Annotated in this window: 18 protein-coding genes and 5 pseudogenes; 15 read left to right on the top strand and 8 right to left on the bottom strand. The window is 69.4% G+C overall.

Annotated elements, in window-relative coordinates; genetic code table 11:
- Positions 1-590: 590 nt before the first annotated feature.
- The 7 genes and pseudogenes from AB0950_RS37130 to AB0950_RS37100 form a co-directional block, all read left to right on the top strand.
- Positions 591-1,010, top strand: a pseudogene (locus AB0950_RS37130) (transposase); the annotation flags it as partial.
- A gap of 285 nt (positions 1,011-1,295) precedes the next feature.
- A complete protein-coding gene (locus tag AB0950_RS37125; RefSeq protein ID WP_366780439.1) occupies positions 1,296-2,273 on the top strand; it encodes a magnesium transporter CorA family protein in 978 nt (325 codons plus the stop codon).
- A gap of 191 nt (positions 2,274-2,464) precedes the next feature.
- Positions 2,465-2,998, top strand: coding sequence for a DUF5994 family protein (locus tag AB0950_RS37120; protein WP_366780438.1), 534 nt, complete (start codon positions 2,465-2,467; stop codon positions 2,996-2,998).
- A 6-nt stretch (positions 2,999-3,004) separates the two neighbouring features.
- Complete coding sequence (locus tag AB0950_RS37115; RefSeq protein ID WP_366780437.1) at positions 3,005-3,217, top strand: hypothetical protein; 213 nt, start codon at positions 3,005-3,007, stop codon at positions 3,215-3,217.
- Positions 3,218-3,260: 43 nt separating this feature from the next.
- Positions 3,261-3,533, top strand: a complete 273-nt coding sequence (locus tag AB0950_RS37110; RefSeq protein WP_360148506.1) for a hypothetical protein — start codon at positions 3,261-3,263, stop codon at positions 3,531-3,533.
- A gap of 264 nt (positions 3,534-3,797) precedes the next feature.
- Positions 3,798-4,194: pseudogene (locus tag AB0950_RS37105) on the top strand (DUF5994 family protein).
- A gap of 29 nt (positions 4,195-4,223) precedes the next feature.
- Positions 4,224-4,397: pseudogene (locus AB0950_RS37100) on the top strand (acyl-CoA desaturase); the annotation flags it as partial.
- Positions 4,398-4,429: 32 nt separating this feature from the next.
- Here AB0950_RS37100 and AB0950_RS37095 read toward each other — a convergent pair.
- The 6 genes and pseudogenes from AB0950_RS37095 to AB0950_RS37070 form a co-directional block, all read right to left on the bottom strand.
- Positions 4,430-4,513: pseudogene (locus AB0950_RS37095) on the bottom strand (DUF6131 family protein); the annotation flags it as partial.
- 89 nt (positions 4,514-4,602) lie between these two features.
- Positions 4,603-5,211: an alkaline shock response membrane anchor protein AmaP gene (locus tag AB0950_RS37090; RefSeq protein WP_360147237.1), complete on the bottom strand. Its 609-nt coding sequence runs from the start codon at positions 5,209-5,211 to the stop codon at positions 4,603-4,605.
- Positions 5,212-5,232: 21 nt separating this feature from the next.
- The gene (locus tag AB0950_RS37085; RefSeq protein WP_360147234.1) at positions 5,233-5,859 is read right to left on the bottom strand and encodes a DUF6286 domain-containing protein; all 627 of its coding nucleotides are present in this window, start codon (positions 5,857-5,859) and stop codon (positions 5,233-5,235) included.
- 112 nt (positions 5,860-5,971) lie between these two features.
- Entirely contained in the window at positions 5,972-6,379 is a 408-nt protein-coding gene (locus AB0950_RS37080; protein WP_366780436.1) for an Asp23/Gls24 family envelope stress response protein, read from the bottom strand.
- A complete protein-coding gene (locus AB0950_RS37075; protein WP_360147228.1) occupies positions 6,376-6,543 on the bottom strand; it encodes a hypothetical protein in 168 nt (55 codons plus the stop codon). The genes AB0950_RS37080 and AB0950_RS37075 overlap by 4 nt, the downstream gene beginning before the upstream one ends.
- A 76-nt stretch (positions 6,544-6,619) precedes the next feature.
- Positions 6,620-7,105 carry an Asp23/Gls24 family envelope stress response protein gene (locus AB0950_RS37070; RefSeq protein ID WP_360147225.1) on the bottom strand — a complete coding sequence of 162 codons (486 nt, stop codon included), beginning with the start codon at positions 7,103-7,105 and terminating at the stop codon, positions 6,620-6,622.
- A 154-nt stretch (positions 7,106-7,259) separates the two neighbouring features.
- On the opposite strand from AB0950_RS37070, the gene AB0950_RS37065 reads away from it, so the two are divergent.
- From AB0950_RS37065 to AB0950_RS37040, 6 genes are all read left to right on the top strand, one after another.
- Entirely contained in the window at positions 7,260-7,835 is a 576-nt protein-coding gene (locus tag AB0950_RS37065) for an RNA polymerase sigma factor (RefSeq protein ID WP_360147222.1), read from the top strand.
- The gene (locus AB0950_RS37060) at positions 7,826-8,494 is read left to right on the top strand and encodes a hypothetical protein (protein WP_366780435.1); all 669 of its coding nucleotides are present in this window, start codon (positions 7,826-7,828) and stop codon (positions 8,492-8,494) included. Before AB0950_RS37065 ends, AB0950_RS37060 begins: the two co-directional genes overlap by 10 nt.
- On the top strand, positions 8,494-8,871 hold the full coding sequence (locus AB0950_RS37055; protein WP_366780434.1) for a hypothetical protein: 378 nt from the start codon (positions 8,494-8,496) through the stop codon (positions 8,869-8,871). The genes AB0950_RS37060 and AB0950_RS37055 overlap by 1 nt, the downstream gene beginning before the upstream one ends.
- Positions 8,872-9,110: 239 nt before the next feature.
- The gene (locus tag AB0950_RS37050) at positions 9,111-9,701 is read left to right on the top strand and encodes a DUF5994 family protein (RefSeq protein WP_360147213.1); all 591 of its coding nucleotides are present in this window, start codon (positions 9,111-9,113) and stop codon (positions 9,699-9,701) included.
- Positions 9,702-10,096: 395 nt separating this feature from the next.
- A complete protein-coding gene (locus AB0950_RS37045; protein ID WP_360148503.1) occupies positions 10,097-10,396 on the top strand; it encodes an STAS domain-containing protein in 300 nt (99 codons plus the stop codon).
- Between the two features lie 151 nt (positions 10,397-10,547).
- Positions 10,548-11,036 carry a GNAT family N-acetyltransferase gene (locus AB0950_RS37040; protein ID WP_366780433.1) on the top strand — a complete coding sequence of 163 codons (489 nt, stop codon included), beginning with the start codon at positions 10,548-10,550 and terminating at the stop codon, positions 11,034-11,036.
- Positions 11,037-11,220: 184 nt separating this feature from the next.
- On the opposite strand, the pseudogene AB0950_RS37035 reads toward AB0950_RS37040, so the two are convergent.
- Positions 11,221-11,948 (bottom strand): annotated as a pseudogene (locus AB0950_RS37035) (MerR family transcriptional regulator); the annotation flags it as partial.
- A gap of 412 nt (positions 11,949-12,360) precedes the next feature.
- On the opposite strand from AB0950_RS37035, the gene AB0950_RS37030 reads away from it, so the two are divergent.
- Positions 12,361-12,867: a DinB family protein gene (locus tag AB0950_RS37030; protein ID WP_360576442.1), complete on the top strand. Its 507-nt coding sequence runs from the start codon at positions 12,361-12,363 to the stop codon at positions 12,865-12,867.
- Between the two features lie 12 nt (positions 12,868-12,879).
- Here the strand turns inward: AB0950_RS37030 and AB0950_RS37025 are convergent.
- Positions 12,880-13,757 (bottom strand): IS5 family transposase gene (locus tag AB0950_RS37025; protein ID WP_366780450.1). Its coding sequence is split into 2 segments (ribosomal slippage): positions 12,880-12,971 and positions 12,971-13,757, totalling 879 coding nucleotides; the frame shifts between segments, so codons are not numbered across the junction.
- A gap of 328 nt (positions 13,758-14,085) precedes the next feature.
- Between AB0950_RS37025 and AB0950_RS37020 the strand changes: the two genes are divergently transcribed.
- Positions 14,086-14,510, top strand: a 425-nt coding sequence (locus AB0950_RS37020; protein ID WP_366780432.1) for a DEAD/DEAH box helicase, incomplete at its 3' end; no start/stop codon positions are given.

Raw genomic sequence — 14,510 nt, 5'->3', positions numbered from 1 at the left:
CTGGGACGTTCCGGCCTCGCGGCATCATGCGGCCCGCGTTGCTGCGAGCCCCCGCGACAGGGGATTCCGCAGGACGTGAGAGGGTCTGACGCGTGAGTGAGACACCCCCGAACACCCTGCAATACCGCTTTGACGGGCCAGAAGACGCTCCGGTCCTGATCTTGGGTCCCTCACTGGGTACCACATGGCACAGGTTGTAGAGACCGTCTTTGGGCGTACACGTCAGTCCAGGGTGGGTGTGTAGTGGCAGGTCAGGGCATCGCAGTCCGGGGGAGTCGGCGTAGTTGGTGACAGACGTGTGAGAGCGTCCGTGCGACGAGAAGCCCCGCAGGTGCGGCCCGGCGGGGCTTCTGAGTAGGCGGATTTTAGTGTCCTCCGTGAGCACCGTTGCACTCGGGTTCTCCTCTCTCGAGCACCCGAAGCAAGGACGCGGCGACGACACGACTCTTACGGCCGATGCACAGCATGTGACCCGGGAACTCTTCGCGACCAACCAGGTCGTGGCCTTCACCCCTGCAAAGCTCAACCCTTTGGAGGCGTCTGAGGCACTGCTTGTTCCCTCCGATGTGCGTGGACCGCGTGAGCGAGGGGTGGCCACGCTGCTGCGGACCATCTTCGAACACCCCGACGCCGATGCCGCCCAGGCCCAGATGCGGCACGTCCTCGACGCCCTCGAGGCGAAGTTCCCCAAGGCCGCCGAACATCTCGACGCCGCGCGGGCCGACGTGCTGGCGTTCACCGCGTTCCCGCGCGAGATCTGGCGGCAGATTTGGTCCAACAATCCGCAAGAACGGCTGAACAAGGAGATCAGGCGTCGCACCGATGTGGTCGGCATCTTCCCCGACCGCACCGCCCTGATCCGCCTGGTCGGCGCGGTCCTGGCCGAGCAGAACGACGAGTGGACCGAGGCCCGCCGCTACATGGGACTCGACCTGCTGACCAAGGCCCGCTTCCACCCGATCGAGCCAGAAACCGACGACACCGTCCTGCCCACCGAACTCACCGCATAGCCTCGAAGAAGAGATCGCCGACTGGCCGTCGATACACCACTCCAGCGGACGTGACCCTGACGGGCCGCGTCCGGTCGGGCGGTGTACCCGGATGCGAGGCGGCAGCCGGGTACCCACATCCCTGCCTTCGGACCGGCACCCCGGTGCTCGTCGGTCGGAGTCTGCGGATGTCGCGGGGCTCGACGTAACGTCCTCCCCCGGAGGGTGGACGCTGTCCATGAACCTGCCGCGCTGGCAATCGGGGCGAAGCGGCATGATGTGGGTGTAAGACACTAGCCTCGGGCCATGGTGACGCGTACCCGGCTGTATCACGACGGCACTCTGGTCCTGGAGGACTTTCCCGTCAGTGACGTCCCTGCGCATCTCGCCGATCCGGCGTCGGTCCTGTGGCTGGACCTGTACCGGCCCGGAGCCGCTGAATTCACCATGCTCGGTCAGGAGTTCGGGATCCACGAACTGGCTCTGGAGGATGCCGCTCAGCGTGGGCAGCGGCCGAAACTCGACCGCTATCGCACCCACGAGTTCCTCAGCGCCTACGCCGTGACCGTCAGCCCGGACGGCGCGGAACTGACGTACAGCGAGATCGCCGTATTGCTCACCAGCCAGGCCATGATCACCGTCCGTAAGGACGACGGTCTCGACATCGAGGGCGTCGTCGCCCGGTGGGACGAGAGCCCGGACCTGGCCGGCCACGGCATCGGATTCCTGCTGCACGGCCTGCTCGACCATCTCGTGGACGGGCACTTCGCCGCGGTCCAGCAACTGGACGACAGCATCGAGGGGCTGGAGGTTCTGCTCTTCGCGGCTGGGCGCCGTGAGATCGAAGCCGTGCAACGCCGGGTTTTCGCACTGCGTAAATCGCTCGTTCAGCTGCGCCGCGTCGTGCTCCCGATGCGTGAGGTGGTCAACACCCTCATGCGCCCCGGTCTGCACCTGATCACCGACCCTCTCGTCCCGTACTACCAGGACGTCTACGACCACGTGCTGCGTGCCACCGAGTGGACGGAATCACTGCGGGACCTGGTGGCCTCGGTCATGGAGACGAACCTCTCGGTCCAGGCCAACAGCATGAACCTGATCATGAAGAAGGTGACGAGCTGGGCCGCGATCATCGCCGTACCCACCGCGATCACCGGCTACTACGGCCAGAACCTCCCCTATCCCGGTTTCGGCCGCGAGTCGGGATTCATCACCTCGGCCGCCGTCATCGTGGTCCTGTCCGCACTTCTGTATCTGACGTTCAAGCGCAAGGACTGGCTCTGACCGGCATCGGGCACCGCCGACCTGGTCCCGAAGGCAGGAAACTACCTGGTCATCCCCGGCTTTTCGGGCCGGTGAGCGGAGTAGTGTGAAGACACCGGGAGTTCATCGCGCACCGGCTCCGCTGCGGGTGCCGTTCCCGGTGATCGACAGCGCCGGGCCGCACCTACGAGGCCCGGGGACAGGTCCGCGCCATGGCCGTGACCATTGACCGTACGACATCGAGCAGACGTACGCCGCCGCCGGCCCGGCTGGCGCTGACACCCGCGCCGGGCGGGCTGGACGGTACGTGGTGGCCCCGCTCCCGTGCCCTCACTCGTGAGCTGCCATCCTTGACGGCCGCATTGGGCGATCTCTGGGGTCGTATCACGGGCGTCACCGTGCACCCGGCCTACTGGCCCGTCCTGCCGCACTGGGTGTCCGACGCCGGGCGCACCGTGCGGGTGGGCTGGTCCACCGAGGAGCAGGATCCGCACAGAGTCACTCTCTTCTCCGCTGCTGGCCGGCGGGATGTGCTGGTGATTCCGCCGGAAACCGGTGCGGATGCCGCCGCGCAGCTGATGGCCGGCGATGGCATCGATGTCCCGGCCCGGGAGGAAGCAGCAGAAAGGATAGATGCCAGAAGCAGGGAAGAAGCGTGGGAGGCCGACGGCGGAGCAGGCCGACCGTCGTCCCTGGCCCGGCCCATCGGCTCGGCAGGGCCTTCGCCCGGCGGTCGGCGGAGGTGAGATCCCATGCTCGTCATCGCTCTGGCCGTGCTGCTCGTCCTGATCGCCGTCGGGGTCGTTCTGATCCATCAGCTCAACGGTCAGCACGACGAACGGATCGCAGCCTTCCACTACAGCGATGTTGTGGCGGGGATCGGGCGTCGGCCCCGGATGCACCCTCGGTCGGCGGTGGGACGCGAGCGTTCCGACGCGTCCCACCGCGATGGCGACCGCCGATGACATCGACTCCGGCCCGACCACGAACGGTAGAGGATGGCGCGTCATGGCGATATTGCGAGACCGGAGGACGTACCGCGAGAGGATCATGCAGGCTCTGTACCAAGCCGCCGAAGGCAATCGCCTCCTGGGCGTCGACGGGGCGAAGCTCCGCAACGACCTCGGCATCCCTGAGCAGGACATGGCCGCTGCCTGCATGTACCTGGCGGGCGAAGGCTGGGTCGTCGTGGACTGGGAGAGGGGCAACACGCCCGCGATGATCACGCTGACGCACCAGGGGATCCGGCAGATGGAAACAGAAGAGGAAGGGCGTGGCTGAGCGACCGCATCGGCTTCTCGGACCGAAGCGAACCTTCACAAGGATTGTTCATGTCGGATTAATCCCCTTGGCGTAACGTGGAAAGCGGGTCGGCGCACTCTCACGTGCAATGACCCGGAAGGGCGGCTCCGGCGGGTATACGCCGGAGCCGTTGCCTGTTTTGTTTCCATAACCGCGTTCTGCGGCGAGACGCTCGCGCGAGCGTCTGCGGAGTACGGTGAGGGAGCAGGGTCGTATGCGGTCGCATGCTCTGCGGTGGCACTGATCTTTGCGGACGGGCGGACACCATGGCCGACTCAGACACCCCCGACCACCAGGCTCCTGCCGCACGCCGTCCACCGGCCGGTGAAACCCGGCACGGCCCTGCTGCGGCTGGAGACGACGCACCGTCGGCCTGGACGGGAGCGCCTGGGACGGACTGCCGACCCGGATCATGGTCGACGGCCGAGTCGTCCACATCGATTCCTTCCCGGTCGGTGACGACACCGTCCTCATCACCCGGGGCGACCGGGACCATTTCTCCCTGATGCTGGTCCCTCCGGACACGTCGCCCGACACGGCACGCGCCGCGATGGCCCGGGCCGTACGGCCCGACATCGTCACCGAGGCCAGGCAGATCCTTCTCGACACCGGCAGCGACACGCCGCCTGCGCCGACCTGACATCCACGGGACCGACTCCCCGCGAGCCTGTGAACTCCCTCTGCCGCCTGATCGGCGAGCGTCCGCTCCGTACCCCTCGCTTCGACCGGGCCACCAACCTGTGGCCGCTGGCTCTGCTCTGCTTCGGCGAGAGCCGGCACGACCTCCACCGCGGCGACCACGGCGACCCCATCCGCGCCCGGCACGCCGTCGACAGCGGCCAGCCGTGCGGCGGCGACCGGCTGCGCGGGAGCGATCACCGATAGTGGCGCCGACCGGCGACGGCGTGTCCCATCGCGCCGAGGACCCACAGGATGGCTCCGACGACCACCAGGATGATCACGGTTTCTTCCTTGGGGAGTAGTGCTGATTCCCTGTGAACTGCGAGGCGTTGAAAGCGCGTTGCGGTAGGAACGGTCGATCCTTTCCTTACTCCACTCTGTGTGGTTTGTGGCGGGAGACGTGCAGGCGGACCTCGGTGGGCATGTCGACAAGGCCGGTGGACCGGCGTGCGGTGCTGAGCGGGCCTTTGCAGAGGGCGCCGAGAGTGGCGCCGGGCGTGCCCTCGGGGGTGAGGGTGAGCCCGATTTGGGTGCGGTGGTGGGCGGGCCGGCCGGTGATGCGTACGGCCGCACGGTCGACCTCCGGCAGCGCACCGGCTTCGGCCGCGATCGCGTCGCTGAGTGCGCGGTCGCGCAGTTCGACGCCTTCCTGTGGGGGTGTGCCGCCGACGGTCAGTGAGCCGGGGCGGCGTCGGCTCAGCTGGGCGAGCAGCCACCACAGGGCGAGCAGGGCGGTGAGGGCGAGGGCGGCGGTGACCGCGGGCCACCACCACCAGCCCTGGCTGCTCCAGCGGGCCCGGTCGGCGGAGCCGAGCAGGACGTCGTCCGGGGTGGTCAGGGGCCAGCCGGCGGGCGGGACCAGATCATGTCGCCGGTAGAGGTCGAGTCCGGCGAAGAGGATCAGCAGTCCGCCGCCGAGCAGGACCAGGCCGGCGAGGGCCAGCAGACTGCGGTTGAGCGCGGATCGCGGCGTCATGGTGCGGGCTCCGGTGCTGAGTTATTCGGTGCGTTGCCGCACCCGTACGACGATGCGGGGAGGGCGGGCGACGGCCAGCCGGTCGCGTTCCTCGTCGAGGACGGCGGTGAGGTCGTCCTTCACCCGCTGGGGGTCGCGGAAGCGGACGTCCGCGCGGGCTTTGATGCGGTGGCGGCCTACCAGGACGTGCGCCGAGCCGACTCCGGGGACTCGCATGGCGGCGTCACGCAGCAGGTCGGCGGCGCCGTCGCGGTCCAGGAAGGCCCGCACTCGGGGACAGTCGGCGGGTGAGCGCAGGGGCAGCCATCGGCGCTGACCAGGAGTGAGGGCGAGGACCACCAGCCAGACGCCGACGGCGGCGGCCACGGCGGATCCCGTCATCATCCACACGTCGTCCACGGGACGGGCGGCCAGTTCGTCGGCCAGATGCCGCCGCCAGGCCGCTGCCGGACGTCCCGCCCGGACGGCGATGACGTCGACCAGCGCCGCGACCGTGGCCACGAGGATCACCGTCGCGACCAGCGCCGCCGTGATGCGACGCGCCGACCACTTGCGGTGGGTCCGGTGCCCTCTGCCGGGCTCACCGGGTGGGGGGCCCGAGGTGGGCACGTCGCGTTCGGGCGGGTCGGGCTCCTTCGTCAGCGGCACTGCGCCACGGGGCGCGGGCGATGCGGAGCTGCGGTCCGGAGGACCGGGGTCGGGTGTCATCGCGACCGCCCTTCCTCCACGGCGTGCCCGGCGACCCGGGCCGCGTGGCCGCTCACTGGACCCGCCCCCGGCTCCCATCGGCGGCGGTCACCAGCCGTCGTACCGTGAGGAGGACCTCTCCCACGCGCAAGCCGGTCAGCTGAGCGACCCGTTCGGCGACGTCCTGCTGGATCCGCTCGCAGACACGGGGGATGTCGGTGGGATAGGGCAGGTCCATGGTCAGGTGCAGGCCCACCGATCCGGTACGGACGGCGGCGGAGGCGCTGGTTGCCGTCGGCCCGCCCCGGTCCGGCGGTACGGCGGCCCGCCGGGCCTGGGCCGTGCGTGCGGCCTGCGTGGCGATACGGGCGACCACCCTGTCCGGGATGACGGTGGCTCCCCGCTCGGCCGGGGGCGGCAGGCCGGGGGCCGGCGCCGGTGGGCCCGACGCCTTGCCGGGGGAACCGGGCCGGGTCTTCACCGCCGCCTCCGTGCCCGGACGTCGAGGTCGCCCTGCAGGGCGAGGCCGACGATCAGTCCCGCCGTACCCAGGACCAGGACCAGGAGAAATGCCCAGAAGCCGCCGAAGTATCCGGCGAAGCCCAGGGCCATGCCGGCCGCGAGGCCCGTCGTTGCTGCGTTCATAATGCACTCACCCGTCTCGCGCAGGTGCGTCACCGTGCGCGCGATCTACCGCGCCCGTGCCGGGCCCGGCGGTGGATCACCTCACGCGGCCCTCCTCCGGTCCGGCCTCTTCCTCCTCGTCGGGAAGGTGGACGTCGTCGACGGCGATGTTCACCTCGACGACCTCCAGGCCCGTCATCCGCTCCACGGCGCTGATGACATTGGTGCGGACACCGCCGGCGACGTCGACGATGGGGACGCCGTACTCGACGACGACGTCCAGGTCGACAGCGGCCTGACGCTCGCCGACCTCCACCTTCACTCCTCGCGTGACGGCTCCGCCTCCGCCTCCGGGGACGCGTTCGCGCATGGCACCGAAGGCGCGGGCCATCCCTGCTCCCAGGCTGTAGATGCCCGGCACCTCGCGGGCGGCCATGCCCGCGATCTTGGCCACCACGCCGTCGGCGATGGTGGTCTTCCCCCGTGTCTCGGCCGGAGCCCCGGCCCCGGTGCGGCCTTTCAGTGCGCTCACGCCCACATCGGGCCTGCCGCCCCCGCCGACGCTGGTGATGTTCTCCGTCATGACGGTCGCCTCGATCGGTCGGCCGGACACCGAAGTGGTGCCCGTCAAAGAGTTGGACACACGGTTCCGCGTACGTCTCACGCGCATGTCATGTGACGTGCATCACATCTCTGCTTGGGGGTACACGCTCCTTCCGAGCCTGCGTGGGAGCGCCATGATCGAACACACCGCTTCCCCACGACTGGGAGCCGACCTGCCCGATCGACTGCTGGCCGTGCGGGCGGCCGAGGGAGACGACGACTCCTTCGCCCTCCTCGTCCAGCGGCACAGCCGACCCCTCCTGGCCCTGGCCCGCTGCATGCTGGGCAACCCCCAGGACGCCGAGGAGGCCGTTCAGGACGCCTTCGTCAGCGCCTGGAGGCGACTGCCGGAATACCGCCACAGCGCGGAGTTCCGCACCTGGATGTACCGGATCACCGTCAACCGCTGCCTCACCATGCGCCGCCGCCGGCCACCGCCCGTCCCCCTGGACATCGTCGCCGAACCCACGACGGACGACGCGTGGAGCCACCCCGCCCGGACCGCCGAGCAGGACGCGGCCACGGCCGCCCTGTCCCGCGCGCTCGCCGAGCTGGACGCCGGACAGCGGGTCTGCTGGATCCTGCGGGAACTGCAGGGCCTGCCCTACAAGGAGATAGCCCACGTGACGCGGACCAGCGAGCAGACAGTGCGCGGCAGACTGTTCAGGGCACGCCGATCCCTGCAGGAGGCGATGGGCCCATGGCGCTAGACGACCCGCACAAGCGGCCTTACGCAGCACCCGGAGCCGACTGGCCCCGCAACGGCTCAGCCGCGGACGTGCCCCCGTTCGCAGGCGACGAGGTCCTGCCCTGCGGCCACCTGCTCAGCCGCGTCTGGGAAGAGGCGCACGACGCGGCACCGCCCCCGGACCCGCACACGGTGTCCTGTCCTCACTGCCGAGATGCCGTCGAGGGACTGTCCACGGTGAACGCGGCCACCCGGGCGCTGCGCGCCGAGGACCCTCCCGGCCTGCACGCACTCGCCGACCGCGTCATGGACATCGTCAGGGCAGAGGTCCGGCTCGGGCGGCTGCTTCCCCTGGCCGACCCGGACCTCGAACTTCGGATCGCCGAGAGCGCCGCGGCGAAGGTACTGCGGCGGGCCGCGGACACGGTCCCCGGTGCCAGAGCCGCGACCTGTCGGCTGATACCCGAGGGCAACGGCACCGGCGTGCGGGTGACCATGACCCTGGCCGCCGCCCTCGACCGCCCGCTGCCCGACCGGGTCCACCAGGTACGCCGATCGGTCCTCCACTCGGCCGGGCAGGACCTGGGGCTCGCGGTGACGGCCGTCGACATCACCGTGGTCGACGTACTGGAGCCGTGGCCGCCCCTCGACCCCGGTTCGGCGACCGGCGGTGGTACGTGATGACCGCCACCGGCACCACCGCGCTCCTCGGCGTCGCGGCCGAGGCGGCCCTCACGGTCCCTGGCGTGACCGGACTGCAACCCCGCCTCGCCCACCGCCTCGCGGCAGTCGCCGCGCCCACCTGGGCGAACACCACGCCCCACCGCGCGCCGCCCGACGCCGGCGTTCGCGCCGACCGGGCGCCGGGCGGTGCGGGATGGCACATCGAGGTGCGCTGCGTCCTGACCGAGGGACGGCGGGCGCTGGACATCGCCCGGAACGTCCACGGCCGGGTGGCTGCCGCCGTCATCGCTCACCTCGCCACCCGCGGTGTCGCGGAGCCGGTCACCGTCGCTGTCACGGTGACCGGTATCGCCGCCTGGCACGACGCGGCATGAGCGATCGGGCGCGGGCCTCGCGACCGTCGCTCCTTCGCCTCCTGCGCTGACTGCGGCGGCGGGCGGCCGGCGCCTCGTGCTCCGTTCAGCCGGTAGCCGCAACGGTCCGTCGACCCCCGACGAGGAGTACCCTGGTGGTTACCGAGAGCAATCCGTACACCAGCTTCCACGCTGACGTCGTTCTCGGCGATTCACGACAACCGGGTCGGCCACGACCGGCCCGGGGTTGGGTCCGTGTCATGATCGCGACCATTCCGTTGACGCCCGCGGACGAGGACCGGACTCCTTCTTCGTCGCCTCTCCGACTCGTCCTGGCACCTCTCGGAACCGCTCCGGCACTGATCGACGGTGCCTGGTGGCCCCGCTCCCGCGACCTGACGGCGGAGCTTCCCGCACTCATCGAGGTCCTCGACCCGCAGTGGGGCCGGATCACCCGGGTAACGGTGAATCCCGCATTCTGGCCCGTCATCCCGCGAAAGGTGCCCGTTCGCGGGCACGTGGTGCACGTCGGCTGGTTCGAGGCCGAGCAGGACCCGCACGAGCTGCTGCTGCTCTCCTACACCGTCGGCCGCTGGGACCTGCTGGTCATCCCGCCGGAGACAGAACCGGCCACCGCGGCTCGGCTCATGGCCACGGCCACCGACCCGTCGCGGACCCTCACGGCGACCGGCCTGATCCATGAGGCCGAGCGCTTCCGGACCGCGGCAGAGGAAGCGGCCGACCGGGGCTCACTCCGGGAGGCGGTCTGGGACTCCGAAGGCGGACATGCCGCACGTACCCCTGCCGCAGAGGTCATCGGCCATGTGCCCACCCCGGCAGTAGGAATGTGACAGGCAGGGAGAACGTCACCACGGTGGGTGTGCTCCGGATGCGGCTGCTCATCACGCACAGATATCCGCCGTAGTGGACTCCGTCCGATTGCCGGCGCATCCCCCGAGGTGACAAGCCGACCCTGCGCCTGGAACAGCCGACCCTGCGCCTGGAACACAGGCTGCCGAACCGGCCGTTCGCCTCTCCGCACGCGAGCACGACCGTGTACCGAGCGCAGGATGAGCCGCGTGTCCGGTCCTTCGCGCGCGCCAGGGTCGTCTTCTGAACCGAGGTGCCATGTCCATTCCCCAGCCGATCCTCTACCGGCACGACAGGAACAGCCGGGCGCTGATCACCCTGGCCTGTGAGATCGATCTGACAATGGAGCACGTCGTGCGCGAGTCACTGGCAATGCCTGCGCGACGGCATCCGAACCATCGACGTCGACCTGACCACGGTCACCTTCTGCGACGTGACCGGCCTCAACGCCTTCCTCCACGCGTCGCGGGCCACTACCGTGGCCGACGGATCCCTGCGCTTGCACCACCCGCCCCCGGCGCTGGCACGAATCATCGCCCTCACCGGTAACAGCACTCTGCTCCACGGCCACCCGGGAGACCTCCCACCGCGGCCTTCTGCACCGCCGTTGACGCCGGGAGCGCCAAGCCGAGGGCTCACCCGCGCACCCAGGACGATCCCTACGACCGGGTGCTGATGGTGGCGGGTGATCGGCACGGGTCACCGACCGCCCTGGCGAAGCAGCGCGGCCCGGGCGGGAACGATCACCGTGATGACTGTCCCAGGAACGCCTGCCCGAGCGTCGACCCGCCGAAAGAAGGCACTCCCCGGTGCGAAATACTCTTTCGATGAGTTCACGCACTTCCCCGATCAGCCAGTCGCTCACGATACGGAGGGCTGTCGCACGGGATGCCAAACGGCTCACGCGGCTCGTGCGTGGCTCAAGCGCCTACCAGGGCAAGTACGCAGCCGCGGTCGCGGGCTACCGGGTCGGTCCTGATTACATCGAGGCCCACCGCGCCTTCGTGGCCGTCGGAGCCGACGAGCATGGGGGCCGGGTCCTCGGGTTCTACTCGCTCGTCCTCGAGCCACCGGAGCTCGACCTGCTGTTCGTTGCTGACGAAGCGCAAGGACGGGGCATTGGACGGCTGCTCGTCGCGCACATGCAGTCCGAGGCCCGTGCCGCCGGGCTCGACCGTGTCAAGGTCGTGTCGCATCTTCCCGCCGAGGACTTCTACCACCGTGTTGGCGCGGTGCGGACCGGGACCGCGTTTGCGAACCCGCCCGCCGTGCCGTGGGACCGTCCCGAACTCGAGTTTCGCATTCCTTCGGACTGACGCGGTGTGCCGGTTGGCGAGGCACCGGCTTCGCTGCGTGGTGGCCGGCTTGCAGGAGCCGCTGGACGCCGCGCTCTGCGTGTGTGTGGTCTCCTCTGCCCTGGCGCCGTGATCTCCTGCGCCAGCGGTCTGCCGCGATGCGCTCGCCGGGGTGTTCTTCCAGGGCTCGCAGGAGCAGTTCCTACACCGTCACACGGGTGGTGACCTCGCCCAGTGACGCGAGCATCAGCCGATAGTCGGGGAACTCCTCGGGCAGCAAACGGCAATGCCGGTCCTCCCGGTCGGCCACGCGGAGCCAGATCCCGTGCGGCAGTCGCACCAGCTCGCTGCGGCGGATATCGGCGACCGCGGCCCGCATCTCATCGCCGTTGACCGTGCCGGCCCATGTCTGCCTCGGTGGTTCGGTCGGCACCAGGGTTCGGGTGAGAGCCGGTATCGGTCAGTCGCGGTCAGGGTGACCGCCTCATGCCTCGCCTCGATACGCAGCCCGGCAAGCACCGGCATGCCGGGCTCGCGTGCGGTCGCGATCAGGACCTGCTCGACCGCATCCGCCAGCACGGGACCCTTCAGCGCCGTGATCGGAAGCCCCGGCACGTTCGCGAGCGCGGACTTGATGACAGCAGCCTTCTGCTGTGGGGCCGCCGCGTCTCCCACGACCTTCGACACATGCTCATCGAGCAGCCGGGGTACCTCGGCAGCCCCGGAACCCCGTACCGCCTCGACACCAGCGCGGGGCATGGCAATCTCACGGAACGGGCGCAGCACGGTCGCCCGCGCCACCTGGTCAGCGCTGTAGTAGCGGTAGCCCGAGATCGGGTCGACTTCGGCAGGGGGCAGCAGCCCGGAGTCGGCGAAGAACCGCAACGCGCTGGAGGTCACACCGCTGCGCTGGGCAAAGACCCCGATCGGCATCAGCTCAGAATTTCGGCACCTCGCCATCGTTGAGCTTCAACCAACTCGAAGGTCGACACCGACGAGCGGCGCTACGAACCTCATGGCCAGCAACATCCAGGAGTGCTGAATGCTGCGCACCATGCATAAGTCCAAGATCTAGCGTTTGGGAGCTTCCGCAGCTCGAAGCGCTGATCGCCGCGTCCGGGTCAGCAAATGGTCAGCATCGGGCCGGACGGCGTCCGGCTTGCTGACCTGCACCCGCAGCAGGGGTCTGCTGCCCCGCTCGGGCCTGTCCGGCGGATCATGCCGGGGCGTCCCACTGGCGCTGAATCGCTGTAGCGTCCCGCCGGACAAGGAGCTGGGTGGAGCAGGTTGGGTCCGTCGATAAATACCTCGACATCGGTCGCGGTGATCGGGGACGCTTCGCGCGATGACCAGAATCGACGACACCCCGCCCGCGTGGGACGAGCGCACCCAGCTCACCACGTTTCTCGACTACGCACGTGACACCGCCCGCGCCAAGTGCGATGGCGTCTCCGCGGAGAACGCACGCAAGGCGCTCCTGCCGGGCTCACCGCTGATGACCATGAGCGGACTGATCAACCACCTCCGCTGGGTCGAGTACTACTGGTTCCAAGTGGTCTTCCTCGGCGAGGAAGACCGGGGCCCCTGGACCGAGGAGGACCCCGACCGCGAGATGCGTATCGCCGTCGACTTCCCGCTCACGCAGTTGCTCGACGAATACGCTGAACAGAGCGCCCACTACCGCGAACTGGTCGCCGGGAACGGCCTGGACAAGCATGCCCAGCGAGCCGTCCGCAACGGCCTCCACGTCGACCTGCGCTGGATCCTCCTCCACCTCACCGAGGAGACGGCCCGCCACAACGGCCACCTGGACATCCTGCGCGAGATGCTCGACGGCACGACCGGCGACTAGATCCGGCGGAGATCATGGGCGGAGCCAGAGTCGGATCGAGGCGACGGTGACGGTGCCGTGGAAGATGTAACCGCGCTTGTCGAATCTCGTGGCCACGGCCCGGGAGTCTTCAGCGCGTTGATCGTCCGCTCGACTTCGTTCCTTCGCTTGTAGATCGTCTTGTCGAAGCCGACAGGTCGGCCGCCCTTGCTGCCGCGGGCTTGGCGGTTGGCCCGCTGGTTCTTCGGTTCGGGGATGGAGTGCTTGATCTGGCGTCGGCGCATATAGCGGCGGTTGCGACGGGAGGAATACGCCTTGTCGCCGCCGAGATGGTCGGGCCGAGTGCGAGGGCGTCCGTCACTGGGGCGGCCAACACGGATGCGTTCCATGACCGGAATGAGCTGTGGAGCGTCGCCCCATTGGCCCGGAGTGATCAGCAGGACCAGGGGGCGGCGTCCACCCTCACCGGCGAGGTGGATCTTGCAGGTCAGGCCGCCCCGGGAGCGTCCGAGTCCCTCGTCGGGGCGGTGCTGCCGGGGCGTGCGTCTTCCCGGCACTCGTGGCGGTTTCCTACGAGCGCCGGGAGCGTGCTGATGGGCCCGGCAGGAGGTCGAGTCGACGCTCACCATCGACCAGTCGATCCGGCCTTCCGCGTCGGCGTTGGCCAGGACGGCCGCGAAGATCCCCTCCCAGGTGCCGTCCGCCGACCAACGTCTGTGCCGTTCGTACACCGTCTTCCATGGACCGAAACGCACAGGTAGATCCCGCCATGGCACCCCAGTGCGCAGTCGGTACAGGATCCCGTTGATGACCCTGCGGTGACCGGCCCAACGGCCGCCCCGCTTCCCGGACTTCGGCAGGTGCGGCTTCAGCCGGGCCCACTCCTCATGCGTTAAATCTCCCCGCTCCATGCTCATGCCAACGGCCCGCAGCCGAGACGGTCACATGATCCGCCGGACAGGCCCTAGGCGCCCCGCTCGTAAGGCTCGATGCGTGGCTCGACAGCTCGCCCGTGGGGTGGGGCCGTTCTCCAAGGGAACGGTTGTTCCAGACCGACCCGCTGCAAGCCCCGTACACAGGGGCGATCGGTATCAGCGGCGCGAGGTTATGCCGTGTGTTAGTCCTACGCGTTTGCGTGGTCGTCGCGGTGGGCGATTCTGTGTGTTCCGTTCGGCTTGTGCGTGGGCTGTCCAAACCTGCCGGGCCTTCCTCGGTAAGTTCCCTTGCGGAAGGCTGTTTATGAAGCATCCCAATGACTCCGGTATCGCTCACGGCAGTCCCGCCCAGCCTGGGGCAACGACCCCGACGCTGCTCCCGGCCGTCACCTTCGCCGGTCTGGAACTGCCGACGGAGGTGCTGCGGACACTGAGCGAACTCGGGGTGCGCGAACCCTTTCCGATCCAGGCCGCCACACTGCCCGATGCCCTGGAGGGGTGCGACATCCTGGGGCGCGGGCGCACTGGATCGGGCAAGACGCTCGCTTTCGGCCTGCCGCTGCTGACCCGTACGGCCGGGCGGCGCGCGGAACCGAAGCAGCCCCTTGCTCTGATCCTGGTGCCTACCCGGGAGCTGGCCCAGCAGGTCACCCAGGCGCTGGCGCCGTACGCCGAGGCACTGCGGCTGCGAATGGCCACGGTCGTCGGCGGCATGTCGATCGGCCGGCA

Source organism: Streptomyces sp. NPDC007189 (assembly GCF_040703635.1).
Lineage (GTDB): Bacteria > Actinomycetota > Actinomycetes > Streptomycetales > Streptomycetaceae > Streptomyces.
Note: the sequence above shows the minus strand (reverse complement) of the source record. Positions and strands in the feature narration are given on the sequence as shown.

Excerpts from the sequence above, each read along its gene's own strand:
- AB0950_RS37125 (WP_366780439.1), top strand. The coding sequence starts at position 1,296 with ATGGTGACGCGTACCCGGCTGTATCACGACGGCACTCTGGTCCTGGAG.
- AB0950_RS37120 (WP_366780438.1), top strand. The coding sequence starts at position 2,465 with ATGGCCGTGACCATTGACCGTACGACATCGAGCAGACGTACGCCGCCG.
- AB0950_RS37115 (WP_366780437.1), top strand. The coding sequence starts at position 3,005 with ATGCTCGTCATCGCTCTGGCCGTGCTGCTCGTCCTGATCGCCGTCGGG.
- AB0950_RS37110 (WP_360148506.1), top strand. The coding sequence starts at position 3,261 with ATGGCGATATTGCGAGACCGGAGGACGTACCGCGAGAGGATCATGCAG.
- AB0950_RS37090 (WP_360147237.1), bottom strand. The coding sequence starts at position 5,211 with ATGACGCCGCGATCCGCGCTCAACCGCAGTCTGCTGGCCCTCGCCGGC.
- AB0950_RS37075 (WP_360147228.1), bottom strand. The coding sequence starts at position 6,543 with ATGAACGCAGCAACGACGGGCCTCGCGGCCGGCATGGCCCTGGGCTTC.
- AB0950_RS37070 (WP_360147225.1), bottom strand. The coding sequence starts at position 7,105 with ATGACGGAGAACATCACCAGCGTCGGCGGGGGCGGCAGGCCCGATGTG.
- AB0950_RS37065 (WP_360147222.1), top strand. The coding sequence starts at position 7,260 with ATGATCGAACACACCGCTTCCCCACGACTGGGAGCCGACCTGCCCGAT.
- AB0950_RS37060 (WP_366780435.1), top strand. The coding sequence starts at position 7,826 with ATGGCGCTAGACGACCCGCACAAGCGGCCTTACGCAGCACCCGGAGCC.
- AB0950_RS37055 (WP_366780434.1), top strand. The coding sequence starts at position 8,494 with ATGACCGCCACCGGCACCACCGCGCTCCTCGGCGTCGCGGCCGAGGCG.
- AB0950_RS37050 (WP_360147213.1), top strand. The coding sequence starts at position 9,111 with ATGATCGCGACCATTCCGTTGACGCCCGCGGACGAGGACCGGACTCCT.
- AB0950_RS37040 (WP_366780433.1), top strand. The coding sequence starts at position 10,548 with ATGAGTTCACGCACTTCCCCGATCAGCCAGTCGCTCACGATACGGAGG.
- AB0950_RS37030 (WP_360576442.1), top strand. The coding sequence starts at position 12,361 with ATGACCAGAATCGACGACACCCCGCCCGCGTGGGACGAGCGCACCCAG.